Annotated in this window: 16 protein-coding genes and 1 pseudogene; 5 read left to right on the plus strand and 12 right to left on the minus strand. The window is 72.7% G+C overall.

Annotated features, from left to right (window positions below):
- Positions 1 to 118: 118 nt before the first annotated feature.
- Complete coding sequence (locus tag EDM22_RS05140; RefSeq protein WP_376917767.1) at positions 119 to 1,393, plus strand: isochorismate synthase; 1,275 nt, start codon at positions 119 to 121, stop codon at positions 1,391 to 1,393.
- A 259-nt stretch (positions 1,394 to 1,652) separates the two neighbouring features.
- Here EDM22_RS05140 and EDM22_RS05145 read toward each other — a convergent pair whose 3' ends face one another.
- The 3 genes from EDM22_RS05145 to EDM22_RS05155 form a co-directional block, all read right to left on the minus strand.
- Positions 1,653 to 2,510, minus strand: a complete 858-nt coding sequence (locus EDM22_RS05145) for a polyphosphate kinase 2 family protein (protein ID WP_245989218.1) — start codon at positions 2,508 to 2,510, stop codon at positions 1,653 to 1,655.
- 252 nt (positions 2,511 to 2,762) lie between these two features.
- Entirely contained in the window at positions 2,763 to 4,565 is a 1,803-nt protein-coding gene (gene menD, locus EDM22_RS05150; RefSeq protein ID WP_122935996.1) for a 2-succinyl-5-enolpyruvyl-6-hydroxy-3-cyclohexene-1-carboxylic-acid synthase, read from the minus strand.
- Positions 4,558 to 4,974, minus strand: coding sequence for a PLD nuclease N-terminal domain-containing protein (locus EDM22_RS05155; RefSeq protein ID WP_122935997.1), 417 nt, complete (start codon positions 4,972 to 4,974; stop codon positions 4,558 to 4,560). The genes menD and EDM22_RS05155 overlap by 8 nt, the downstream gene beginning before the upstream one ends.
- 74 nt (positions 4,975 to 5,048) lie before the next feature.
- Between EDM22_RS05155 and EDM22_RS05160 the strand changes: the two genes are divergently transcribed.
- A complete protein-coding gene (locus EDM22_RS05160) occupies positions 5,049 to 5,384 on the plus strand; it encodes a DUF4229 domain-containing protein (protein ID WP_122936066.1) in 336 nt (111 codons plus the stop codon).
- Here the strand turns inward: EDM22_RS05160 and EDM22_RS05165 are convergent.
- The gene (locus tag EDM22_RS05165; RefSeq protein WP_122935998.1) at positions 5,381 to 6,454 is read right to left on the minus strand and encodes a 1,4-dihydroxy-2-naphthoate polyprenyltransferase; all 1,074 of its coding nucleotides are present in this window, start codon (positions 6,452 to 6,454) and stop codon (positions 5,381 to 5,383) included. The genes EDM22_RS05160 and EDM22_RS05165 overlap by 4 nt on opposite strands.
- Before the next feature lie 46 nt (positions 6,455 to 6,500).
- Complete coding sequence (locus tag EDM22_RS05170; protein WP_122935999.1) at positions 6,501 to 6,947, minus strand: MarR family transcriptional regulator; 447 nt, start codon at positions 6,945 to 6,947, stop codon at positions 6,501 to 6,503.
- 154 nt (positions 6,948 to 7,101) lie between these two features.
- Between EDM22_RS05170 and EDM22_RS19975 the strand changes: the two are divergent.
- Positions 7,102 to 8,229, plus strand: a pseudogene (locus EDM22_RS19975) (MFS transporter); the annotation flags it as partial.
- Between the two features lie 23 nt (positions 8,230 to 8,252).
- Here EDM22_RS19975 and EDM22_RS05180 read toward each other — a convergent pair.
- Both EDM22_RS05180 and EDM22_RS05185 read right to left on the minus strand, forming a co-directional pair.
- Positions 8,253 to 9,746: an AMP-binding protein gene (locus EDM22_RS05180; protein ID WP_212591894.1), complete on the minus strand. Its 1,494-nt coding sequence runs from the start codon at positions 9,744 to 9,746 to the stop codon at positions 8,253 to 8,255.
- A gap of 31 nt (positions 9,747 to 9,777) precedes the next feature.
- Entirely contained in the window at positions 9,778 to 10,731 is a 954-nt protein-coding gene (locus tag EDM22_RS05185) for a 1,4-dihydroxy-2-naphthoyl-CoA synthase (protein WP_122936001.1), read from the minus strand.
- Between the two features lie 68 nt (positions 10,732 to 10,799).
- Here EDM22_RS05185 and EDM22_RS05190 point away from each other — a divergent pair, with 68 nt between their 5' ends.
- Positions 10,800 to 11,468 carry a hypothetical protein gene (locus EDM22_RS05190; protein ID WP_122936002.1) on the plus strand — a complete coding sequence of 223 codons (669 nt, stop codon included), beginning with the start codon at positions 10,800 to 10,802 and terminating at the stop codon, positions 11,466 to 11,468.
- Between the two features lie 30 nt (positions 11,469 to 11,498).
- On the opposite strand, the gene EDM22_RS05195 is transcribed toward EDM22_RS05190, so the two are convergent.
- Entirely contained in the window at positions 11,499 to 11,744 is a 246-nt protein-coding gene (locus EDM22_RS05195; RefSeq protein WP_122936003.1) for a hypothetical protein, read from the minus strand.
- Between the two features lie 183 nt (positions 11,745 to 11,927).
- Between EDM22_RS05195 and EDM22_RS05200 the strand changes: the two genes are divergently transcribed.
- A complete protein-coding gene (locus EDM22_RS05200; RefSeq protein ID WP_122936004.1) occupies positions 11,928 to 12,932 on the plus strand; it encodes an o-succinylbenzoate synthase in 1,005 nt (334 codons plus the stop codon).
- A gap of 148 nt (positions 12,933 to 13,080) precedes the next feature.
- On the opposite strand, the gene pulA is transcribed toward EDM22_RS05200, so the two are convergent.
- The 4 genes from pulA to EDM22_RS05220 all read right to left on the minus strand — a co-directional run bounded on the left by pulA (position 13,081) and on the right by EDM22_RS05220 (position 24,104).
- Complete coding sequence (gene pulA, locus EDM22_RS05205) at positions 13,081 to 19,290, minus strand: pullulanase-type alpha-1,6-glucosidase (RefSeq protein WP_245989222.1); 6,210 nt, start codon at positions 19,288 to 19,290, stop codon at positions 13,081 to 13,083.
- Between the two features lie 456 nt (positions 19,291 to 19,746).
- Positions 19,747 to 19,971 carry a hypothetical protein gene (locus tag EDM22_RS05210; protein WP_122936006.1) on the minus strand — a complete coding sequence of 75 codons (225 nt, stop codon included), beginning with the start codon at positions 19,969 to 19,971 and terminating at the stop codon, positions 19,747 to 19,749.
- A 451-nt stretch (positions 19,972 to 20,422) separates the two neighbouring features.
- Positions 20,423 to 22,993, minus strand: coding sequence for an ATP-binding protein (locus tag EDM22_RS05215; protein WP_122936007.1), 2,571 nt, complete (start codon positions 22,991 to 22,993; stop codon positions 20,423 to 20,425).
- Between the two features lie 121 nt (positions 22,994 to 23,114).
- Positions 23,115 to 24,104: a zinc-binding dehydrogenase gene (locus EDM22_RS05220; RefSeq protein WP_122936008.1), complete on the minus strand. Its 990-nt coding sequence runs from the start codon at positions 24,102 to 24,104 to the stop codon at positions 23,115 to 23,117.
- Positions 24,105 to 24,129 lie beyond the last annotated feature (25 nt).

Below are 24,129 nucleotides of genomic sequence, written 5' to 3' on the forward strand. Positions count from 1 at the left end.
CGTCGTCGCTCACGGCCCCCGGTCGTAGGCTGTTCCGGTGACCCACACGGATGCCGCGGCGCGGCCGGATTCCACGGCCCGGCCTGACTCCACCGCCGGGCCCGCCGGTGGCACCAGGCTGCGCGTGCGCACCGTCGCCGTCGACGAGACGGCGCCGCTCGTGCCGAGGCTCGACCCGCGGCATCCGCTGCTCTGGATGCGACGCGGCGAGGGCATCATCGGCATCGGCGAAGCCCTGCGCATCGAGACGTCGGGCGCGACCCGCATCGAGGATGCCGCCCGCGCCTGGCGCACCGTCGCCGCTGCCGCCGACGTCGACGACCGCGTAGGCCTGCCGGGCAGCGGCCTCGTCGCGTTCGGCGCGATCGCGTTCGCCGACGAATCCGCGGCCACGAGCGTGCTCGTCGTGCCCGAGATCGTGCTGGGGCGCCGCGACGGCCGCGCGTGGGTCACCCGCATCGAGCGAGCGGATGCCGCATCCGAGCCGCCCGCGCCCGTCGAGCTGCCCGCCCCGGCGCCCAAGCGCGACGTTCCGCGGGTGCGGTTCGACCCCGGATCGGTGCCGCCCGAGGCGTACACCGCCGCCGTCGAGGAGGCCGTGCGACGCATCGACGCCGGCGAATTCGAGAAGGTCGTGCTCGCACGCGAGCTGCGCGGGCGGTTGCAGGAGGACGCCGGCCTGCGCGCCGCGCTCGCGAAGCTCGCCGACGACTACCCCGACACGTGGGTGTTCGCGGTCGACGGGCTCATCGGCGCGAGCCCCGAGACGCTCGTGCGCGTCGACCACGGCACCGTCTCGGCGCGCGTGCTCGCGGGGACCGCGTCGCGGGGTGCGGACGCGGCATCCGATCGCGCGCAGGCCGCGCGGCTCGCCGCCTCGCACAAGGACCTCGCCGAGCACGCCCTCGCCGTGGAGAGCGCGGTGCTCACGCTCGCGCCGCACACCGCGCGCCTCGACGCGAGCCCGGAGCCGTTCACCCTGCAGCTGCCGAACCTGTGGCACCTCGCGACCGACCTCAAGGGCACCCTCGGCGACGGGTCGAGCTCGCTCGAACTGGCGCGGGCGATGCACCCGACGGCCGCGGTGGCCGGCACCCCGCGCGACGTGGCGCTGCGTGCGATCGCGGAGCTCGAGGGATTCGACCGGGGCCGCTACGCCGGACCGGTGGGCTGGGTCGACGCCGACGGCGACGGGGAATGGGCGATCGCCCTGCGCTGCGCGCAGGTCGAGCCCGACGGCACCGTGCACGCGTACGCCGGCTGCGGCATCGTGCACGACTCGGTGTCGGCTGAGGAGCTCGCCGAGACCGACATGAAGTTCCGCCCGATCGTCGAGGCGTTCGGCGCGCCGCCGCCCTCGCCGCCGGTGCCGCCGGTCGCGCCGGTCGAGTAGGGCGGAGCCCGTATCGAGGCCCACTCTGCGTCGGTCGAGTAGGGCGGAGCCCGTATCGAGGCCCACTCTGCGCCGGTCGAGTAGGGCGGAGCCCGTATCGAGACCCGTGCCGCCGGGTCTCGATACGGCGCTGGCGCGCCTACTCGACCAGCACAGAGGCGGCGCTGGCGCGCCTCCTCGACCAGCACAGAGGCGGCGCTGGCGCGCCTACTCGACCAGCACAGGGGCGGCGCTGGCGCGCCTCCTCGACCGGCGGAGGTCAGCTGGCGGCGAGCCGCTTCTTCTCGGCGTCGATGTCGAACGTGGCGATCGGCCAGTCGAGGCGCATCGCATCGAGCGCCTCGATGAGCAGGTGCTGCACCGAGAGTCGCGCGTACCACTTGCGGTCGGCGGGGATCACGTACCAGGGCGCGTGCGGAGTCGTGGTGCGCTCGAACGCGACCTGGTAGGCCTCGCGGTACTTGGGCGCGAGCACGCGCTCGTCGATGTCGCTGGGGTTGAACTTCCAGTGCTTGTCGGGCCGCTTGAGCCGCTTGAGCAGCCGCTGCCGCTGCTCGTCCATGGAGATGTGCAGCATGACCTTGATGATGGTCGTGCCGGATGCCGCGAGCTCCGCCTCGAACTCGTTGATCGCGTCGTAGCGGCGCTCGATCTCCTCGGGCGGCGCGAGCTCGCGCACCTTCGCGATGAGCACGTCCTCGTAATGGGATCGGTCGAACACGCCGATCATGCCCGCCTCGGGCACCTCCTTGCGGATGCGCCACAGGAAGTCGTGCGCGAGTTCCTCCTCGGTGGGCTTCTTGAAGGTCGCCACCTGCACGCCCTGCGGATCGACGGCGCTCATGACGTGCTTGACGATGCCGCCCTTGCCGGCGGTGTCCATCGCCTGCAGCACGAGCAGGAGGCTGCGGGGATCGTCGCCCATCTGGTTGCCGGCGAACAGCTTCTCCTGCAGGTCGGCGAGGATCGCGGCGCCGATGCCGAGCGATCCCTCGGCCGCGTCCTTGTCGCCCTCGAACCCGGGCGTGCCGCGCGTGTCGACGTCGTCGAGGACGAAGTCCTGGCGAACCCGCAGCACGTCCGACGGATCAGTTGCCCAGTATGTCTCGAGACCCACGGTGCTCCCTTCAGGGCGGCATCCGCGCCGCCTCCCCCATCCTGTCCGACCCCACCCACTCCGCGTCAACGGCTTGCCGGGCTCCCCGGGGTGTGCCTACCTCGACGACACGTTGACGTTGCTTTCCGGAATCCGGTGGACTCGTTCACAAGTACACGAATCCACAAGTGCACCGGACGCGCGGAGCGAAGGACTCGTCCGGCTTGCGCGCAGACGACCGCGAACGGCGGGGTCGAGCGAGGGCCCGGCGGATCAGCGGGCCAGCGGGACCTCGAGGAGGGTCGGGCCGGTGACCGCGGTGCCGAGGGCATCGTCGAGCTCGCCGCGGGTCGTGGCGCGGCGGTACTCCCACCCGTAGGCGGCGGCGAGCGAGGCCAGGTCGACCTGCTGCGGGGTGTACTGCACGCGGTCGAAGGCCTCGGCGGGGGCCGAACCGGCTACCTCGAGCGCGTCGAAGATCGTGCCGCCGCCGTCGTTGCCGACGACGACGAGGATGCGCGGCCGCGTCTCCCCCGCCCCGAGCAGCAGCGATCCGACGTCGTGCAGCAAGGTGAGGTCGCCGAGGAGCACTCGCGTGGTGCCCACGGAGGGTCGCGTCGCGGCATCCGATTCGGCGGAGCCCGGCATCGGCGTCTGGCTCGCGATCGCGACGCCGAGGGCCGTGGCGACCGTGCCGTCGATGCCGGCGAGGCCGCGGTTCGCGAGGGCCGTGATGCGGCGGCCCGGCACGACGCGATCGGCGTCGCGGATGAGGCGCGACGCCCCGAACAGCAGCCGGTCGTGCGGCCAGGTGGCCGACCAGAGCGCCTCGGCGAGCATGCGGCGCGACACGGGCTCCCGCACCCGGGCGAGCTGCCCCTTCAGGTACTCGCGCTGGGCGGCGAAGTCGGTGACGTGGCCGGTCTCGTCGACGCCGTCGCGCAGGCCTGCGGCCGGGTCGGCGACGGCGGATGCCGCGGCCACGAGCTCGCGGCTCGCGAACACCCAGCGGCCCGTCCACGCCCGCTCCTCGGCGGTCGGCGTGCGGGGCTCCGCCCGCACGGCGCGCTCGAAGCGTGCCACGCGGTGCCCCGGATCGAACCACTCGATGCCCGACGGCGCGACCGCGATCGCCTCGACGCCGTCGCGCTGCACGAGGGCCGGCACCTCGCGCGACAGCGTCGGGTGCCCGAATACGACGACCCGCTCGACGAGGTCGCCGAATCCGGGCTCGCGCAGCAGCTCGCGGTACGCGACGACGAGGTTCGGCCCGAAGCGCGCCCCGCTCGTGACCTCGGCGAGCAGCGGCCACCCGCCCGCGCGTGCGAACTCCTCGGCCTCGGGTCCTGCCCCGGCGCCCGCGACCACGACGGTGCGCGGTCCGGGCTCGATCACCGCACCGTGGGGTGCGGATGCCTCGGCGGTGCGTTCGAAGCGCGTCGCGGCCGCTGCATCCGCTCGCGGCGCCCCGTCGAAAGCGACCGGAGTCGAGAGCGGCTCGCGCAGCTGCAGGTTGACGTGCACGGGGCCCGGTCCCGGATGCGGCACGGGCTCGCCGTCGGCGTCGCGGCCGACGGCGGCGTCGACAGCGGCGCGAGCGAGTGCCCGCGCGGCATCCGCCTCGCCCGGGCTGCCGACGGGTGCGGAGACGTCGCGCTCGAGGCGCACCGCCCCCGCGAAGATGCCCGGCTGCATGGTGGTCTGGTTCGAGCGGATGCCGCGCAGCTCCGCCGGGCGGTCGGCCGTGACGACGATGAGCGGCACGCCCGCGTGATGGGCCTCGAGCACGGCGGGGTGCAGGTTCGCGACCGCGGTGCCCGACGTCGTGATCACCACGGCCGGACGCCCCGACTCGAGCGCGAGCCCGAGCGCCAGGAACGCGGCGCCGCGCTCGTCGATGCGCACGTGCAGCCGCACCGCGCCCACCCGTTCGAGCTCGGCCGCGGCGAGCGCGAGCGCCTGCGACCGGGAGCCCGGCGCCACGACGAGGTCGGTGACGCCCGCGCGCACGAACTCCGAGAGGAGCGCGACCGAGGTCGTCGTTGCGGGGCTCGCGTCGGTGCGAGCCTCAGGCATTCGGCCGGCCCGAGGGTCCGCCGCTCTCGCCGGGGGTCTCTGGGCCGTCGGGGCGACGGCGGTCGGTGCCGAGCGGGTTGTTGTCGTCGGAGTCGAGCTCGGCGAGCTCCTGCTCGAGGCGGCGGATGCGCTCCTCGTGCTCCACATCGCTGTCGAGGCGGCGCAGGAACTCCATGTCGTCGTCGGGGGCGACCGTGCGCCGCGCGCCGCGGCTCGCCCGGGCGGCGCTGCCGCGTCCGATGATGAACCAGAGCAGCCCGCCGATGACGGGCACGAAGAGGATGATGACGATCCACCACCCGCGCGCGAGCCCCCGGATGCGGGTGCGATCGAGGAGTGCGCAGTCGACGATTGCGTACACCGTGAAGACCACGACAGCGACGCCGAGGATCACCCAGACCCGGACCATGGAGCAATCTTAGGCCGGTCTGGTCACAGTCGGCTGGGAGCGGGCACCCAGCCCGCGATGCCTACACTGTCATGGTGAGATCCGCACCCACCTGGCTCCGCTACACACTGCTCCGCGTGCTGCTGTTCGCGGCACCGCTGGCGGTGCTGCTCATCGCCGGAGTCGACCCGTGGATCTCCGTCATCGTCGCGGCCCTGTTCGGATTCAGCAGCTCACTGGTGTTCCTGCGCGGCATGCGCGAGCGCCTCTCCGAGGAGCTCTACGCCGCCCGCCACCGCGAGCAGCCCGTCGTGCGCGACGACGACCTCGCCGAGGATGCCGCGGTCGACGCGGCGGCCGACGCGGCACCCGTCGCCGAGCCCGCACCCGCCGAGCCGTCGCGCGAACGTCAGGCCCCACCCGCCGCCTAGAGCGCGAACGCCAGCCCCAGCCCCACCCCGTACACGAGTGCCGTCACGCTCGCGAGCTGCAGCGCCGTGATGAGCTCCCGCGGCGTCCTGCCCCACAGCACGATGACGCAGGCCGGCACCGCGAGGAGCAGCGCGAAGAGCACGAGCCCCGCCGTCGGGTAGAGGAACGACCAGAACACCACGAGCCCGAACGGCACGAGCATGAAGATGGTGAAGAGGATGCGTCCCGCGAGCGGCCCGACGAGCACGGCGAGCGTGCGCTTCTTCGCGACGCGGTCCTGCTCCACGTCGCGCAGGTTGTTCGCCATGAGCACGGCGCACGCGATGAGTCCGACGCCCGCGCCGCCCGTCCACGCCTCGAGGTTCACGTAGAGCGCCTGCACGTACGCCGACCCGGCAGTGGCGACGATCCCGAAGAACACGAACACGAACAGCTCGCCGAGGCCGTAGTAGCCGTAGGGGTGCTTGCCGCCCGTGTAGAACCATGCCGCCACGATCGCGACGGCGCCCACGGCGAGCAGCCACCACTGCCCGGTGACGACGACGAGCGCGAGCCCGGCGAGCGCCGCGATCGCGAAGAACGAGAGTGCCACGGCGAGCACCTGCTTCGGCGAGGCGGCGCCCGATCCGGTGAGCCGCGCCGGCCCGACCCGGTGCGCGTCGGTGCCGCGCACCCCGTCGGAGTAGTCGTTCGCGTAGTTCACGCCGATCTGCAGGGCGAGCGACACCACGAGCGCGAGCAGGGCGCGGGCCGGATGCCACGGACCGTCGGCGATCGCGACGACGCCCGCGCCCGTGCCGAGCGCCACCGGGGCGATCGCGAGCGGCAGGGTGCGCAGTCGCGCCCCGGCGATCCAGTCCGCAGCGGTCGCAGGCCCGCGCACTGCGGTCGGGCCGGTCGCGGCCTTCGCGGGGTTGCCGGAGCGTCCGCGGGCGGGAGCCTTCGCGGGCTTCGCGGCGGACTTCGCGGCGGGCTTCGCGGCCGGCTTCGCGGCCGGCTTCGAGGACTGGCCGGAGGCCCGCTCGGGCGCGGGCTGGGGGTTCAAGCGCTGGGGTTTCGGGCGTGCCACGCGACCATGCTAGTCACCGTCGCCATGGCCCGGCGCGGCGCACGAGTCAGCGCACGTCCTTGACGGCGTCGAGGTAGCGCGCCACGACCTCGAGCTCGTCGACGGAGAACCCGGCGTGCACCCGGCTCATGCCCACGAGGATGTCGGCGTACGGATCGCCGTCGCCGCCCCGTCCGGCTCCGTCGAGTGCCCCGTCGCGCACCCGCACGACGACGCGGCGACGGTCGTTCGGATCCGTCGACCGCTCGATGAAACCGCCCTTCTCGAGGCGGTCGAGCACGCGCGTCGTCGTGCTCGTGGGCAGCTGGGTCTGCTGGCTCACCTCTCCCGCCGTCATCGGCGCACCGTTGCGCGCGATGAAGCCGAATGCCTGCAGGTCGACCACGTTGAGCCCGAGCGAGTGCGCGATGCGCTCATTGGACATCACCGACGATGCGATCACGAGCTGCAGCAGCTCCACGATGCGCGCCGTGACTTCGGCCTTGCTTGACATCCTCGATCCGACTCCCTATTGTTCCCGTCATGGGATTATCCCACAGTGGAACTATTCCGTTCCGGAGACAAGCTCAGCCTACGAAAGGACGACGAGCATGACCAGTGCACCGCGCCGGAACCTCGCCATCGGCATCCTGCTGTTCGCCTCATTCATGGACCTGCTCGACGTGACGATCGTGCAGGTCGCGCTCCCCTCGATCGGCGCCGACCTCGCGGCATCCGACGCCCAGCTCGAATGGATCGTGAGCGGCTACATGCTCGCGTTCGCGATGGGGCTCATCACCGGCGGCCGCCTCGGCGACCTCTCCGGCCGCCGCCGGATCTTCCTCGTCGGCATCGCCGGCTTCACGCTCGCGTCCGCCGCCGCTGCCGCCGCGTGGACGGGCGACGTGCTCGTCGTCACGCGCCTCGCGCAAGGGCTCTTCGCCGCGCTCATGGTGCCGCAACTGCTCGCATCGGTGCAGGCGCTCTACTCGCCCCGCGAGCGAGCCCCGATGTACGGGCTCATCGGCGCCGTCGCCGGCCTCGCCGCGGTGCTCGGCCCCGTGCTGGGCGGCTGGCTCGTCGACGCCGACCTGTGGGGGCTCGGCTGGCGCAGCGTGTTCCTCATCAACATCCCGGTGGGCATCGTGATCTTCGCGCTCGCGGCCCGGTTCGTGCCCGAAACCCGCTCGCCGCGACCGATGCGGCTCGACCTGGTGGGCGTCGCGCTGCTCAGCGCCGTGGTGCTCGCGTTCATGGTGCCGCTCGTCGAAGGGCAGTCGCTCGGCTGGCCGGCGTGGCTGTGGATCCCCGTCGCCGCGGGCGTCGTGCTGCTCACGGCCTTCATCGCCCACTCGCGCCGGCGCATGCGCCGCGACGGATCGGCCCTGCTCCCGATGCCGCTGTTCGCCGACCGCGGCTTCTCGGCCGGCATCGTGACGCAGGCCGCGTTCCAGGGCTCGCTCAACGCCTTCACGCTGCCGTTCATCATCTACCTGCAGGTCGGTCTCGGCTTCGACGCGCTCACCGCGGGCCTCAACCTGCTCGCGTTCAGCCTCGGGGCCATGCTCGGCACGGGAGCCGTCATCCCGCTCGTCGCACGGGTGGGCAAGTACCTCGTGACGGCCGGCTGCGTGCTCCTCGCCGCCGGCGTGCTGTGGGTGTTCGCCGTGCTCGCCGACACCGGAGCCGCGTTCACCGGCTGGGCGGCGGTGTGGCCGATGCTCCTGTCGGGCGTGGGGCTGGCGCTGCTCGTCATCCCGCTCGTGGATGTCGCGCTCGCGACCGTTCCGGTCGCCGATGCGGGCGCGGCATCCGGCGCCTACAGCACGTTCCAGCAGCTCGGCGCCGCGGCCGGCGTGGCCGTCTCGACGACCGTGTTCTTCACGATCGTCGGCGACGACTGGAGCCGGGAACACGTGCTCGAGGCGCTCAACGCCTCAGTGCTCGTCTCGGTCGCCGGGTTCGCGATCGCGGCGCTGGCGAGCCTGCTGCTGCCGAGCCGGGCGCAGGTGCAGGCGCACCTCGAGGAGGCACGGCGGTTGGCCGAGGCGGATGCCGAAGCCGACGCCGCGGCGGAGGCGGCCGGTCGGCCGGCCGTCATCGCCGGCGCCCCCGCTGCGCCCGAAGCCTGACGGATCACGCCCGACGGCAGCAGCGGCAGCTCGTCGACGGGCACGACGAGCACCGGCCGGGCGGCAGGGCCGAGGCCAGCGGCATCCGTCGCCCACGTCACCGACTCGAGGGCGGATGCCCCGCGCCCGTCCTCGCCCGGGATGACGACGGCGGCGCGCTCGCCCCACTCCGCGTCGGCGACCGCGACGACGACGGCCGCACCGAACCCCGGCACCGCGCGGATCGCCCGCTCGACCTCACCGAGCACCACCTTGACGCCGCCCGAGATGATCACGTCGTCGGCGCGGCCGCGCACGCGGAGCAGCCCGTCGTCGTCGAGTCCGCCGAGGTCGCCCGTGCGATACCAGCGCGTCCCGCGGGCATCGGTCGTGAACGCCGCCGCCGTGCGCTCGGGGTCGCCGAGGTAGCCCTCGGCGAGCACGGGTCCGGCCAGCTCGATCACGTCGTCGACGGTGCGCACGCGCACCCCGTCGAGCGGACGCCCGTCGTAGACGCATCCGCCCGCCGTCTCGCTCGAACCGTAGGTGCGCACGATGCGCGCGCCGAGCGCGGCCGCGCGGTCGGCGAGCTCGGGCGACAGGGCCTGGCCGCCGACGAGCACGGCGTCGTACGACGTGAGCGCCGCCGCGACGAACGCGTCGCGCCCGGCGGCCTCCACGAGCCGTGCGAGCTGCACCGGCACGAGCGACGTGTAGCGCGGCGTGCGCGCATCGAGGCGAGCGGATGCCGCGGCGAACGCCCCCGCGTCGAAGCCCCCCTCGCCGAGCACGACCGGCTCCGAGCCCGCGACGATGGACCGCACGAGCACCTGCGCGCCCGCGATGTAGTGCGCCGGAAGTGCGAGGAGCCACCGCCCCGGGCCACCGAGCGCGTCGTGCGTGGCGTCGGCACTCGCGACGAGGGCGTCGGCCGAGAGCGCGACGCGTTTCGGCCGCGCGGTGGAGCCGCTCGTCTCGACGACGAGGGCGACGGTGTCCTCGACCTCCATGGGTTGGGTAGCCGATGGAGTCGGCGTATCGAAACCCTCGGCGCGGGTCTCGATACGGCCCTGCGGGCCTACTCGACCGGCGGGGGTGGGGTCGGCGACCGGCCAGACCGCGGGTCCGCCAGCGAGGGCGGCGCGGAGCGCGGCCGTCACAGCTGAGACGTCGGCGGCGGGAACCCGCACCAGCGGTTTCATCGCCCGGCGCGGATGCCGCGGCATCCGCCGGTCAGAAGTGCCACGGGTAGGGGCCCCAGTCGGGGTCTCGCTTCTCGAGGAACGCGTCGCGCCCCTCGACGGCCTCGTCGGTGCCGTACGCGAGGCGCGTGGCTTCGCCCGCGAACACCTGCTGGCCGACCATGCCGTCGTCGACCGCATTGAAGGCGAACTTGAGCATGCGGATCGCGGTGGGCGATTTGGTGAGGATCGTGCGCGCCATCGCGAGGGCCTCGCGCTCGAGCTCGGCGTGCGGCACGACCCGGTTCACGGCGCCCATCTCGTAGGCACGATCCGCGGAGTACTCCTCGGCGAGGAAGAACACCTCGCGAGCGAACTTCTGTCCGATCTGGCGGGCGAAGTACGCCGAGCCGTAGCCGGCGTCGAAGCTGCCGACGTCGGCATCCGTCTGCTTGAATCGCCCGTGCTCGCGGCTCGCGATCGTGAGGTCGCAGACGACGTGGAGCGAGTGGCCGCCGCCCGCCGCCCACCCCGGCACGACCGCGATGACGACCTTGGGCATGAAGCGGATGAGGCGCTGCACTTCGAGGATGTGGAGGCGCCCGACCGGGGTGCGGCCGCCGTGCTTGCCGTGCGGCCCGATGCCGCCGTCGACGATCGCCGTCTCGGCGTCGGAGTACTTGTAGCCGTCGCGCCCGCGGATGCGCTGGTCGCCGCCGGAGCAGAACGCCCAGCCGCCGTCCTTCGGGCTCGGGCCGTTGCCGGTGAGCAGCACGACGCCGACCCGTGGGTCGGTGCGGGCGTCTTCGAGGGCGCGGTACAGCTCGTCGACGGTGTGCGGGCGGAATGCGTTGCGCACCTCGGGCCGGTGGAACGCGATGCGCGCGATGCGTCCGTCGGTGGAGTGGTGGTAGGTGATGTCGGTGAAACCGTGCTCACCGGTGACCGCGGGTGCCGCATCCACCCACTCAGCGGGATCGAACAGTTCGGAGACCGCAGCTGCCATGCCCTCCAGCCTATGTCGTCAGGGACAGCCCCGACGGGGTCGTGGGCGCCGCCCGCTACGCTCTCGCCATGACGTCTCGCGGGCCCTGCCTCGCCCTCCTCATCGCGGCCGCTGCCGCGCTCACCGCGTGCACCGCGGCCCCCGGCGCGGCGCCCACGCCGACACCCACCGCCGAGTCGCCCGTCGCCGCCACCGAGGCGCCCGACACGACGACGGAGCCGGCCGGTTCAGGAGCCGATGCGATCGTGATCGGCCCCCTCGGCATCGAGGTGCTCGACGCCGGGGGCGGGTCGCTGTTCGCGGCCACCTACCACGACACGCTCGACGACGTCGTCGCCGGGCTGGAGACGGTGCTCGGCGCCGCGCCGGTCGAGGGCACCGACCCCGGCAACATCGAACGCGCGCCGTACGACATCTACACATGGGACGGCCTCCGGCTCGGCGCCGACCCCGCGCCCGACGTCACGTTCGACGTGCGGGCGACCGGGGACGCGACCGGAGGCGTCGAGGTGCGCACGCCGGAGGGAGTGACGATCGGCACCGATACCGGCACGGTGCGCAGGACGTACCCCGACACGTATGAGAGCTACCCCGAGTTCGACATCGCGCGCGGTCCGGCGGTGGTCGTCGACGAGACCCTCGACCCGCCCCGCACGTTCTCGGTGTTCGTGCTCCTCAACGCCCCGGCGACCGTGGTGACCCGCATCGCCGCGCCGGCCGACAGCCACGGGGTCTGATGCGGGGCGCGGTGCCCCACGCGCCGCGACTCAGGGGCCGGAGACGGCGCCCGAGCCGTCCAGCAGCGACGCGATGCCGACCCAGAGGAACGAGCCGAGGTAGAGCGCGCCGATCGTGAGCGGAATGAGCGCGCCGATCACGAGCGCGAGGCCGACGACGGCGATCAGCACGTTCCGCCCGGCGGAGTCGGGCCGCACCTCGTCGGCTTCGACGCCGAGCGTGTCGAGATCACTGCGCTCGTCGAGATCGCCACGCGTGTCGAGATCGTCGCTCATCCAGCACCCCCAAGGTCGCCCACGCTAACAGACGCGGCTCGGTGCTGCCGCGGCTCTGGTGCAGCCGCTTCGCGATTCGGGAGATCCGGGCGACTCCCCCTCCCCACGCCGACCCATGAGCTCGGAACCCCTGCGTTCGGGTCGCGCGCGCCGTCTCGGGGCCGTCGGTGACACGATGGGGTCATGAGCGACAACGCCGTCCCGCCCCTGCACGACCTGCTCGCGACCGCCCGGGTCGTGGCGCTGCCGCTGGTCACCCGGTTCCGGGGCCTCGACGTGCGCGAGGCGCTCCTCGTCGAGGGTCCCGAGGGCTGGGCGGAGTTCGCCCCGTTCGCCGAGTACGACGACCATGAGGCAACTGCCTGGCTCGCGGCCGCGATCGACTTCGGCTGGAACGCGACCCCGGCGCCGCTGCGCGAGCGCGTCCCGGTCAACGCGACGGTGCCCGCCGTCGACCCCGACGAGGTGCGGGCGGTGCTCGAGCGGTTCCCCGGATGCCGCACGGCCAAGGTGAAGGTCGGGGCATCCGACCAGACGCTCGCCCAGGATGTCGCGCGGGTGCGCGCCGTGCGCGAGGCGCTCGGCCCCGAGGGACGCGTCCGCGTCGATGCGAACGGCGGCTGGAACGTCGACGAGGCGGAGCACGCGATCCACGCGCTCGCCCCGTTCGACCTCGAGTACGTGGAGCAGCCGTGCGCGTCGGTCGAGGAGCTCGCCGAGATCCGCGTCCGCACGAAGTACATGGGCATCCCGATCGCCGCCGACGAGAGCGTGCGACGGGCCGAGGACCCGCTGGCCGTCGCCGAGGCGGGCGCGGCCGACGTGCTTGTCGTGAAGGCGGCGCCGCTCGGCGGCATCCGTCGTGCCCTCGAGATCGTGGCGCGTGCCGGCTTGCCGGTGGTCGTGTCGAGTGCGCTCGACACGAGTGTGGGCCTCGCGATGGGCGCGTACCTCGCGGCATCCGTGCCCGAGCTCGACTACGACTGCGGGCTCGGCACCGCGTCGCTCCTGGCGGCGGATGTCACGCGCGCGCCGCTGCTGCCCGTCGACGGCGCGATCGACGTGCGCCGGGTCGACCCCGATCCCGCATTGCTCGACCGGTACGCCGCCGACCCCGAGCGCACCGCCTGGTGGCTCGCTCGCCTCGAGCGCTGCCACGCGTTGCTCGCCGCTCCGCCGGTCGAGTAGCGCCGAGCGCAGCACGACGCGCATCGAGACCAGTGTCCGGGGAGAAGGGCCGAGGTCTCGATACGGTCGCTTCACGACCGACTCGACCGGCGGCGCATGCGTGAGGCCCGGGCGGGGAGGCGCACACCCACCCCACCCGGGCCCGCTGTCAGGCGCCGCGCCGTGCGGCGCGCAGGCGCGGCAGCAGGAGCAGTGCGCCCGCGGCCAGAAGCGCCAGTGCGAACAGCCCCGCCAGCGTCGTCTGCACCCCGGTGAGGCCGAGCGGCCCCACCACGGAGAGTGCCGCGGTCGCCTCGAGCGACGAGTCGACGCCCACCAGCCTGAGGTGATGGTCGCCCGTCTCGGTGTCGGCCGGGGTCGTCACCTCGAGCTTGATCGACCCGTCGGCGTCGGCGTGCTCGGCCACGAGCAGGCGCGGCGTCGAGTGGAGCCAGACCTGCACGAGCTCGCCCGGCTCGAAGCCCGTTCCGGTCACGCTGAGCGCGGAGCCCGCCTGCACCGAGCCGTCCGAGATGCCGGCGTGCGGGGCGGATGCCGCGGCACTGCCCGTCGCCGACGAGCCGGGCTTGGCGGGCTTGCCCCCGCCGTTGCCGTTCCCGTTCCCGTTCCCGTTCCCGTTGCCGGGTCCGGTGCTCTTCTGGCCATCGACGAGCACGGCGACCGAACGCGCCGGGATCGTGACCGTTCCCGTCTTCTTCGCCCACTTGGTCTCCTTGACGACCTCGTCGGCGCCCGTCTGCTGCGCCTTCGCGAGCGTGAAGTCGCGGCCCGCGAGCCCGTCGACCTGCTCGGTGATCGCCTCGGGCGAGGCGTTGAACACGACCAGCGCACCCTCGAGCTTCGGGTCCACGTCGGCGCCCACGAGGTCGTCGACGAGCATCACGATGAGGCCCGGCGTGGCATCCGGCCCGCTGTTCGGGAAGGAGACCTTCTCGTCGATCAGGTCGGCCGAGCCGAGCTGCAGCAGGTCGACCGTCGAGCGCACTCGCAGCAGGTCGAGGGCGGATGCCTCGGCTGCGGCGATGTCCTCGGCGCCCGGCTTGAGGGCCGGGTCGGCCAGCAGCGGCGTCATGATCGACCACTTGCCGCCGTTGTCGGCCTCGTTCGGCAGGCCGGAGCCGAAGGTCGACTCCTGGCCGGTCCAGTCGATGCGGTTGAACCAGTCGCCCGAGTTGTAGCTGTTGCGGTCGAGCGACTTCGAGCGCAGCAGCTCCGTGCCGGCGTGCCAGAACGAGGGCGACTGCGACAGGGTCACGGTCGCGAGCGACAGCGTGTTCATGCGCACGCGGTCGGCCATCGACGTGTCGGTCGGGAGTTTGAACACCGAGAGGTCGTAGAGGGTCTCGTTGTCGTGCGCGTCGACGTAGTTGATGACCTCGTCGGGCTGGTCGGCGTAGCCGGCCGGCGAGCCACGGTAGTCGAGCTGGTCGCCGCGCACCGTCGCGCCCGTGGCATCCTCGAGCTCGTAGTCGCGGAGGTTGCCCGCGAGGCCGAGCTTCACGAGGTCGGTCTGGTGCGCCAGGTCGGCCAGCGCGGCATCCGTCGACCCGTTGATCGGGTTGCCGTTCGGGTCGGTGCCGAGGCCCGTGCCGAAGCCCTGCTGGAACGTGGAGCCGCCGTCGACGGGGCTGCCGCCGTGCACGGCGTCGCGCAGCCGGTCGTTGAAGGTGCCGATGCCCGTGCCGCCGAGCTGGCCCTGGGTGGCCTGCTCGAAGAGGGCGTTGTTCGCGACCTCGCCGAAGTTCCAGCCCTCGCCGTACAGGTAGATCGACTTCCCGTCGACGCCGTCCTCGGCGAGGGTGAGCTCGTCGAGCGCGGCGCGCACCGCGAGCAGGTTCTCCTTCGAGTGGTGGCCCATGAGGTCGAATCGGAACCCGTCGACCTTGTACTCCTTCGCCCACAGCACGACGGAGTCGACCATGAGCTTCTCGGCGACCTCGTGCTCGGTGGCGATGTTCTGGCAGCACGTGGAGGTCTCGACCTTGCCGGCGCCGTTCAGGCGCTGGTAGTAGCCGGGCACGACCCGGTCGAGCACCGACTTCGCGCCCTGGCCCGACTCGGCGGCGTGGTTGTACACCTCGTCGAGCACCACCTGGAGGCCCGTCGCGTGCAGCGCGCCCACCATCTCGCGGAACTCCTCGACGCGCGCGCCGCCGTTCGGGTCGACCGCGTACGAGCCCTCGGGCGCCTGGAAGTGGAACGGGTCGTACCCCCAGTTGAAGCCGTCGAGGTCGCGGATCGCGTCGATGCAGGCCTGCTGCTCCTCGGAGGCCGGCCCGAACGACTCGAGGTCGCAGTCGGGCGTGGCCTGCTGGTCGCGGCGCTCCTCGATCGTGGCGATGTCGAACGTCGGCAGCAGGTGCACCGTGTTGATGCCCGCCTGGGCGAGCTGGCGCAGCTGCTGGGTGCCCGCCGAGTCCCGGGTGAAGGCGCGGTAGGTGCCGCGCTCCTCGGCCGGAACCGTCTCGTCGCCGATCGAGAAGTCGCGCACGTGCAGCTCGTAGATCGCACGGTCGACGGGGCGATCGACGACGGGCGCCGGCGTGTCGGCCCAGAGCTCGGGCTCGAGCGACGGGTCGTCGAGGTCGACGATCACCGAACGCGTCGAGTTCGCGGTGAGGGCGACCGAGTAGGGGTCGGTCACCGAGTTCTCCTCGATCGCGCCCGTGGTGGGTGCGTAGACCTCGACCGACCAGCGGTACTCGGCGCCGGATGCGACGGGGTCGCCGTGCACGTCGGTCGCGTCGGCCACCGTCCAGACGCCGGTCGCGGCGTCGAACTCCGCGGGCGTCTTGGCCGGCTCGCCGGACTCGCCGGTCGGGTAGACCTCGAGAGCGACCTTCTGCGCGGTCGGCGCCCACAGCGAGAGCGTCGGCTTCCCGCCCTGCCAGCCGACCCCGAGCGGCACGGATGCCACGGCGTCGGCGTACAGGTCGTCGAGCACGCCCGGCAGCTGCACGCCGGTGAACGCGCTCAGCGCGTCGCCCGTCGTCTGCGACACCGCGAGCTGCTCGGTGAGGAGCTCGGCGACCTCGGCACGGTCGAGCCCCACCGGGTGGAGTGCCACGAAGCCCTCGAGTGCCGGGAACTTCGCGAGCTGGGCCTCACTGAGGCCCGCGGGGTCGACGGCGAGCTCGACGGGGTCGCCACTGTCGCCGCTCACGGCGCCGTCGGCGACCGCGAGGCCGGCATCGGCGGAGTGGTGCAGCGCGAACGCAGCGTCGGCCGCGGGCACGCCGCCGAGCAGGCTCGCGGGCCACGCGAGCGTGTCCTCGCTCACCCAGTGGGCGCGGGACTCACCGGTGCCGGCGAGCGGCGGGTCGGTCACGACGATGTCGAGCACGTGCGTGGCGAGGGTGTAGCGGAACTCGACGAGCTTGCCCTCGGTCGCGGTGAACGAGTAGTTCGCCCCGTCGCGGTTGCCGCCGACGCCGTAGTTCTCGCCCCAGCTCATTCCGTGCGCGATCTTCGCCTCGTACGCACCGTCGGGGATCGACGAGCTCGACCACGTGTATACGCCGTCCTTGTCGCCGTCCTGCAGGAGCGTCGCGAGGCAGTCGGGCTGCCAGTCGCCGGGGCATCCGACCTCGGACTGGAAACTGCCGGGCGCGGTGACCACGGGACCCTCGGCGGTCGAGGAGACGACCTTGGTCGTCGGGTTCCAGAAGAACGTGATGGGTCCGCCCGGGTGCGTGTAGGTGACGTTCGGGCCGTCCTGCACGCCGTTCAGGCCGAAGTTCACGTTCCAGTTGCCGTTGAGTGCGACCTTGTACTCGTAGTCGCCCGCGGGCAGGTCGAAGGTGCCGGAGTAGATGCCGTCGGCGCGCAGCGTGAGCTTCGCGGCCTCGCAGCCGGGCTGCCAGTCGCCCGCGCAGCCCATCTCGGAGTTGTGGCTTCCGGGCACCGTGACGAGGTCGATCGGCTGCTCGGGCTCCTCCTCCACGACGAGGTTCACGGCGTTGCCGACCGAGGCGTAGGTCGAGGCGGCGGCGCGGTGGCCCGCGGCATCCGTCGACACGGCGCGGTACTCGATGAGCGTGCCGTTCGCGAGGCCCGCGGTGTCGTGGAAGACGCGCGGCGTGGTGTCCTCGGCGGTGCCGAGCGGGGTCCACTCGTCGGAGCCGGCGATGCGCCAGGCGAAGCTCGTCTCCTGCCAGGTCGAGTCGGCGACGTCGGCCGAGACCGGGGTCACGCCCGTGACGCCGGCGCCGGCTGCGGGCACGTCCACGGCGATGGCGGATGCCGCGTCGGGCGCCGTGACCGTGCGGTCGGCCTTCCACACGACCGCGCCGAGGGCGGGCACCGTGATGCTCGTGAGGCCCGCGGCATCCGTGGACACGGACTGGCCGTCGCCGTAGAGCACGTCGAACGACGCGCCCGCGGTGAGCGTGGGCACCTCCACCGCCTTGTCGGCGGCGGAGTTGTTCAGCGCGACGAGGTACTCGACCTGCTCCTCGCGGTCGACTCGGCTGAACGCGTAGACGCCCGCTCCGCTGTCGGCGTAGCGCTCGATCTGCGCGCCCGTGGCGAGCGCCGGCGTCGACTCGCGCAGCGCGGCGAGCTCGGAGATCTGCTGGTACAGCGGGGCGTTCGTGTCGTAGCGGTCGACGCTGCCGAGCTGCTCGCCGGTGATGAGCGGCTGGTTCTCGTACTCGGCGACCTGACTCGCGAAGAGCGTCTGTCGCGCGTCCTTGTCGCCGCCCGTACCCGCGAAGCCCTGCTCGTCGCCGTAGTACACCACCGGCTGGCCGCGGGTCAGGAACATGAGCTCGTGCGCGAGCTCGTCGCGCTGCAGGGCGTCGCCCGTGGAGGCGAGGAAGTAACCGACGCGGCCCATGTCGTGGTTGCCGAGGAACGTGGGCAGTGCCGTCGCCGACGAGTCGGGCGTCGTGTAGTAGTCATCGCCCGCGAAGAGCGACTGCAGGCCCTTGGCCGAGTTGCCGGCGGCGAACGTGACCGCCTGCGACTGGAACGTGAAGTCGAGCACGGAGTTCATGTCGGACTTGCGCACGTAGGGGCTGAGCTTCACGGGGTCGGCGTCGTAGACCTCGCCGAACATGAAGAAGTCGGGCTTGCCGGCGGCGTGCGCGTAGTCGAGCACCTGCGTCGACCACTGCTGCCAGAACTCGAAGTTCACGTGCTTGGCGGTGTCGATGCGGAAGCCGTCGATGCCGAGGTCGATCCAGTCGTCGTAGACGTCGACGAAGCCGTCGACCACGGTGGGGTGCTCGGTCATGAGGTCGTCGAGGCCGACGAAGTCGCCGTACGTGACGGACTCGCCGCTCCAGGTCGAGTCGCCGCGGTTGTGGTACAGCGTGGGGTCGTTGAGCCAGTCCGGCACCTTGAGGTGCGCGTCGGCCGGGTCGATGACGGGCGTGTACGGGAAGCTCGTCGCGGGGTCGAGCGCCGGGAACGCGGGCGCGTCGGCGGCAGCGTAGTCGGCCGGGTCGAAGGGCGTGCCCGTGGCATCCGTGTAGGGGCGGGTCTTCTGGTCGATGTACGAGTACTGCTGCTGCTCGTTGTCGATCACGTCGGCCGTGTGGTTGGTGATGATGTCGAAGTAGACCTTGATGCCCTTGGCGTGCGCCTCGGCGATGAGGGCCTCGAGCTCGGCGTTGGTGCCGAGGTGCGGGTCGATCTGGGTGAAGTCGGTGACCCAGTAGCCGTGGTAGCCCGCGCTCGCGTTCGCGCCCTCGCCCTGCACGGGACGGTTCTTGAAGCTCGGGGTGAGCCAGATCGCGGTGGTGCCGAGCCCGTCGATGTAGTCGAGCTGGTCGCGCAGGCCCTGCAGGTCGCCGCCGTTGTAGAAGCCCTTGTCGGTGGGGTCGTAGCCCGTGGCGAGACGGTCGCCGGTGAGGCCGCCCTCGTCGTTGGACGGGTCGCCGTTCGCGAAGCGGTCGGTCATGACGAAGTAGAAGACCTCGTCGCTGCCGGGCTGGCGCACGGGGGCGCTGACGAGCGAGGCGTCGGCCGCCTCGTCGTACGCCCCGCGGATGCCGGTGAGCTCGAGCCCGACCTTCTTGAGCGTGTCGTCGAACACGACGCGCACCTGGGTGTCGCCGCCGACGGTGAGGGGGATGTTGTCGCCGCCGCCGTTCAGCCCGTAGGACTCGTCCCACGCGTCGTTCACGGCGACCTTGTACTCGTAGCTGCCGGCCGGCACGGTGAAGTCCGCGGCGTAAACGCCGGCGGTCTCGGTGGGCAGTAGCTCGGTCTCGGCGCAGGCGGGCGACCAGTCCTCGGCGCAACCGAGCTCGCTCTGCAGCGAGCCCACGAGGGCGAAGGTGCGTGGGCCGTCGGCCGCGGCCGCGAGTCCCGGTGAGAAGGCGAGGGCGGATGCCGCGACGGCACCCGACATCCCCAGAGCGAACCACCTGCGAGCGCGTGCCCGTTGCGTCATCCTTGACTCCGATTCCCCGGCACGACGACGTGCCACCGACAATGCTCGCGACGCTATCAGCGGGGAGTCGGTTAATGCAAGCGCTTACAAGTCTGGGGATTCGGCATGCGGCGCGAGTCGCGCGTCCGCGCAATTAAGGGGATCAGGCCGCCTGCGGGGTTGCAAGCGCTCTCAAATCGTGACCCTCGTTCGCGGGTGGCGCGCTCTGGCCGGACGAGGGACCTGCGACCCGACGAGGTTCCGAGATCGCGCGGCAGTTTCGTCGTGGCTCGTGTGCGGGCCGCCTCACATGAGGCCGCACGCACACGAGCCGGCGGCGAATCGGGCACGAACGGGCACCGATCACGGGCCGATCGGGCACCGATCGAGAAGGAACGCGACGGCGTCGATCGACAACCGACACGACCGCGTCGATCAGAACAGGCGGGCGAAGGTGACGCTCCGGAAGTTCTCCTCGCGAAGTCGTTCGGCCTCGAGCCGACGCTCGTGCAGCAGGGCGAGGTCCTCGCTTGCGTGGCGGCGCCCCGCCGAGCGGTTCCAGGCGAGCGCCGCCGTTGCGCGACGAAGGCGCTCGGCGACGGTCGAGTGCCGGATCGGGCGGCCGGAGGCGGTTCCGGCCGAGATGACTGCGGTGTTCATGATGACTCCTCGGTGCATTCGGGGGCCTGGGCGTTCCGACCGATCGGTCGAGCGGAGGCAGGGTGCGTGGGTGGCGTACGTCGTCGGTGGGCTGCGGAATCGCGGTCGGTCAGCGCGGCAGCGTGGGCGTGCGACGGTAGCCGTCGCGTCGGAACTGCACGAACGCGCCAGCGACCGCCGTGGCTGAGAGCAGCCCCAGCAGGATCATGGTTGCGAGCATCATTCCCCCCTCTCGATCAGTGAAGTGCGGCCCCGATTGCGGGCTCATCACTGTTCTACGGCGAGGGGGCATGCCGGCTCGTCCGCGAGGAGTACCGAGATCGGCATGCAGCGCTACCGACATCTGCCGATGCCTGCTACCGAGCGCAGCACGGGCGGCGCGGAGTGGGCGCAGCGCAGCGCGCTCCGGGCCCGGGTCGGCGGGGCCCTCCGAGCAGCGAGGCGCGCCGACTCAGCCGGCCTGCTCGAGCACCTCGGGGGCGAGCCGCGCCGCCTCGGCACGCGTCGCGACGCCGAGCTTCGCGAGCACCGCGGCGACGTGCGTGTCGACCGTGCGCACCGAGAGCACCAGCCGATCGGCGATCTCGGCGTTGGTGCGTCCCTCGGCGACGAGCCGCAGCACGTCCACCTGCCGAGCGGTGAGGCCCGCGGGGTTGCCCCGCGTCAGGGTCGAGGGTCCCCGCGGGATGCTCCGCGCACCGAGTTCCCGCAACCGCGCACGAACGCGGCGCGCCAGCGGGACCGCCTCGATGCGATCGAGGATCGCGAGCGCCGCGAGCAGGTCGGCTTCGTGCGGACTCTCCGCAAGCGCCCAGGCCTCGTGGTAGGGGCATCCGATGTCATGCCACAGCTCGGCCGCGCGCTTCCAATCCCCGCGCGCCTGCACCGCGAAGGGATGATCGCCCTCGGGCGCCTCGACCAGCTCGCCGGCCCGGCGAAGCAGCGAGGCGAGCTCGGCCTGCAGGATGACGTTCTGCAGCCGCACCGCCTCGTCGTACGCGGGCCGGGCGACCGCCCGGGCGGCACGAGGGTCGCCGCGCAGCAGCGCCGCCTCGGCGAGGGCCGCGGCAGCGGGGCCCGTGCGCTGCAGTTCGTCGAGGCGCCGGGCGAGCCGGCTCGCCTCCTCGAGGGTCGGTTCGCCCGAGGGATCGCCGCGGCGGATGCCGGCCAGGCCGATGACCATGAGCGCGACGCAGTGCGGCTGCGGCAACGACTCGTCGGTGTGCGCGGCGGCTGCCACGGCCTCGTCCCACTGCGCCCGTGCGAGATGCAGCCGGCCTCGCTCGACCTGCTGGTAGCTCCAGAGGGCGAGGGTCTCGGTCCGCTCCGAGAACTCGAGGGCCGGTTCGAGGTAGCGCTCGGCGAGGTCGAGTCGATACTCCTCCAGCAGGCTCCAGACGAGGTTGACGTGGGCGCGTGCCGCGTCGTCCATGAGATTCGCCGCGATCGCGATGTCCGCGGCCTCGAGGAGCTCCCTGATCCCCTCGTCGCGGTTCTGCAGCAGGTGGACGGTGCCGAGGTTGTTGAGCGCATGCGACAGCGCCCGCGGCTCACCGGCCGCCTTCGCGAGCGCGATGGCGCGGGTGGCGAGGTCGATCGCCCGCGGGAGTTCGTTGGCGAGCATGGCGAGCTGCGCTTCGTTGCTGAGCGTGATGGCCAGCAGGCCCTGGTCGTCGAGCCCGCCGACGACGGATGACGCCTCAGCGGCTGCCGACTCCGCGGCGGCACGGTTCCCGGCGAGCCACTGGAATCTCGACAACCAGCGGAGGCTCGCGCCGAGCGCGGCCGGGTCCTGCTGGTCCCGTCGGAGGCGGACGACCTCCGTCTCAGCCTCGACGGCCTCGGATCCGCGCCCGAGCGTGTAGGCCTCGATCGCGAAGTTCTCCAGCAGCTCGGTGCGTTCGGCCCGGCCGTAGGCCTCGGGATGCGCGAGTGCCGCCCGGTAGTGCTCCGCCGCCTGCCGGTGCGCCCCGCTCACCGCGGCATCGCGCGCCGCGCGCGGCGCCCATTGCACGATCGCCTCGACGTCGCCGGCTTCCACCGCATGGGAGACGATGCGGCCGGGGTCGCCCCCGACGTCGAGCAGCATCGCGAGCACGCGGGCGTTGAGCGCGATGCGCCGGGATGCGGGCAACGTGTCGACGATGGCACGGCGCGTCAACTCGTGCCGGAACTGCACGGCTTCGGGCCGCACCGTGACGAGGCCCGCTTCCTCGGCCGTGCCCAGCGCACCCAGGCCACCCGGCACGAGGTGGCCGAGTTCGGCCACGCTGACGGCCGAGGGGATGACGGCGAGCTGCTCGACGTGCGACTGCGTGGCGCGGTCGAGACGGCGCAGCCGGGCGGTGACCGCATCCACCACCGTACGCGGCACGTGCGCGGCATCCGCTGACGCGATGAGCTCGCTCGCGAAATACGGATTCCCGTCGGTGAGGGCGAACACCCGGTCGGGGTCGACGCCGCTGTGGGCGGTGAGCTCGCCGACCGCCGCAGCCGACAGTCGCCGCAGCGGGAGGTGGCGCACGTTCACGCGCAGGTCGCCGAGCAGTCGCGCGAGTGGATGGTCGCGGTCGAGCTCGTCGTCGCGGTAGGTGAGCACGAGCACCGCCCGCAGCTCGTCGATGCGCCGGCCCAGGAAGCGCAGCACGTCGAGGGTCGCCTCATCGGACCAGTGCACGTCCTCGACGACGAGCACGGTGCCGGGCGCCGAGGCGAGTTCCTCCTGCAGCGCGGTGAGGACCTCCTCGCGGTCGCCGGCGCGGAGCGCGTCGCCGAGCCGCGGTCCGACGAACGGGGTCAGGTCGCGCAGCGGCCCGAGCGTGCGCGGCGTCGACAGCGCGTCGCACGCACCGACGAGCACGCGACTGCCGGCCGGCGGCTGATCGCGGAGCGCGCCGATGAGGCTGGACTTGCCGATGCCCGCCTCGCCGTGCACGAGCAGCACGCCCCCGCGGCCCACGATCGCGTCGCGCACCGCATCGCCGAGTTCGGCGAGTTCACGCTCGCGCTCGAGCAGCCTCATACTGCGATCGTGCTCGCTCCGTTGCGCGAGCGCAAACGCGGATGACTCCATCCGTCGCACCGCGGCTCGGCGAGGAGCCCCGATGACGCACCATCGGCTCCGTTGCCGGGCAGGCACCCGACTACACGACGAGGAGCACCTTCGCGTCGGCCTCGCGGCGTTCCAGCACACGGTGCGCGTCCGGCGCCTGCTCGAGTGCGAACCGGTGCGAGACGCGAGGACCCAGACGCCCCGCCGCAACGTCGGCGAGCACCGCCTCGAGCGCCGCCCTGCGCTCGGCGCCCGTGTCGAGGTAGTGGCTCGCCGCCACCCAGTGCAGCGCGAGCGATCCGGCCGCGTCGCCTCCCGTGATGCCCGAGAGCCGTGCCGGGTCGAAGGGCGCGACCGGTCCGCCCGTCTGCCCGTAGAGCACGAGCGTTCCGCCGCGTGCGACGCTCGCGAGGCTCGCGTCGAAGGTGGGTCCGCCGTTCGCGTCGTACACGAGGTCGGCGCCACGTCCCGCGGTGAGCTCGCGCACCCGCTCGGGAAGGCGGTCGTCGAGTACGATCGCCGCGTGCGCTCCGAGCGCCCGCGCGGCATCCGCTCGCCCGGGCCTCGACGCGACCGCGATCACGCGCGCGCCCGCCGCGACCGCGAGTTGCACGATCGCCCCGCCCGTGGAGCCCGCCGCCGCGTGCACGAGCACCGCGTCACCGGGGGCGACCCGTTCGGCGACGCGAGTGAGCACGTGCGCAGTGGTGCCGGCGAGCGCGACCGCCGCTGCCGTCTCGGGGTCGACGCCAGGGGGCAGGGGCACCACGAACCGTTCCGGCACCGCGGTGAGTTCGGCGTACACGCCGGCCAGGTGCCCGAAGTGCGCCACGGACGCGCCGACCATCGCTGCGTCGACGCCCTCGCCGACCGCCACGACCACGCCCGCCGCCTCGGTGCCGGGAACGAGCGGGAGGTCGACAGGGTACGGTGCACCGGCACGGTGCTGCAGGTCCACGAAGTTCACGCCGATGGCGCGGTTCCGCACGAGCACCTCGCCCGGCGCGGGCACGGGGTCGGGCAGCTCGCGCACCCGCAGCGCGTCAGCCGCACCATGGGCCTCGATCACGATCGCCCGCATGCCCGCCCCCGCCCAGACGCACCCA

Source organism: Agromyces tardus (assembly GCF_003710805.1).
GTDB classification, from domain to species: domain Bacteria; phylum Actinomycetota; class Actinomycetes; order Actinomycetales; family Microbacteriaceae; genus Agromyces; species Agromyces tardus.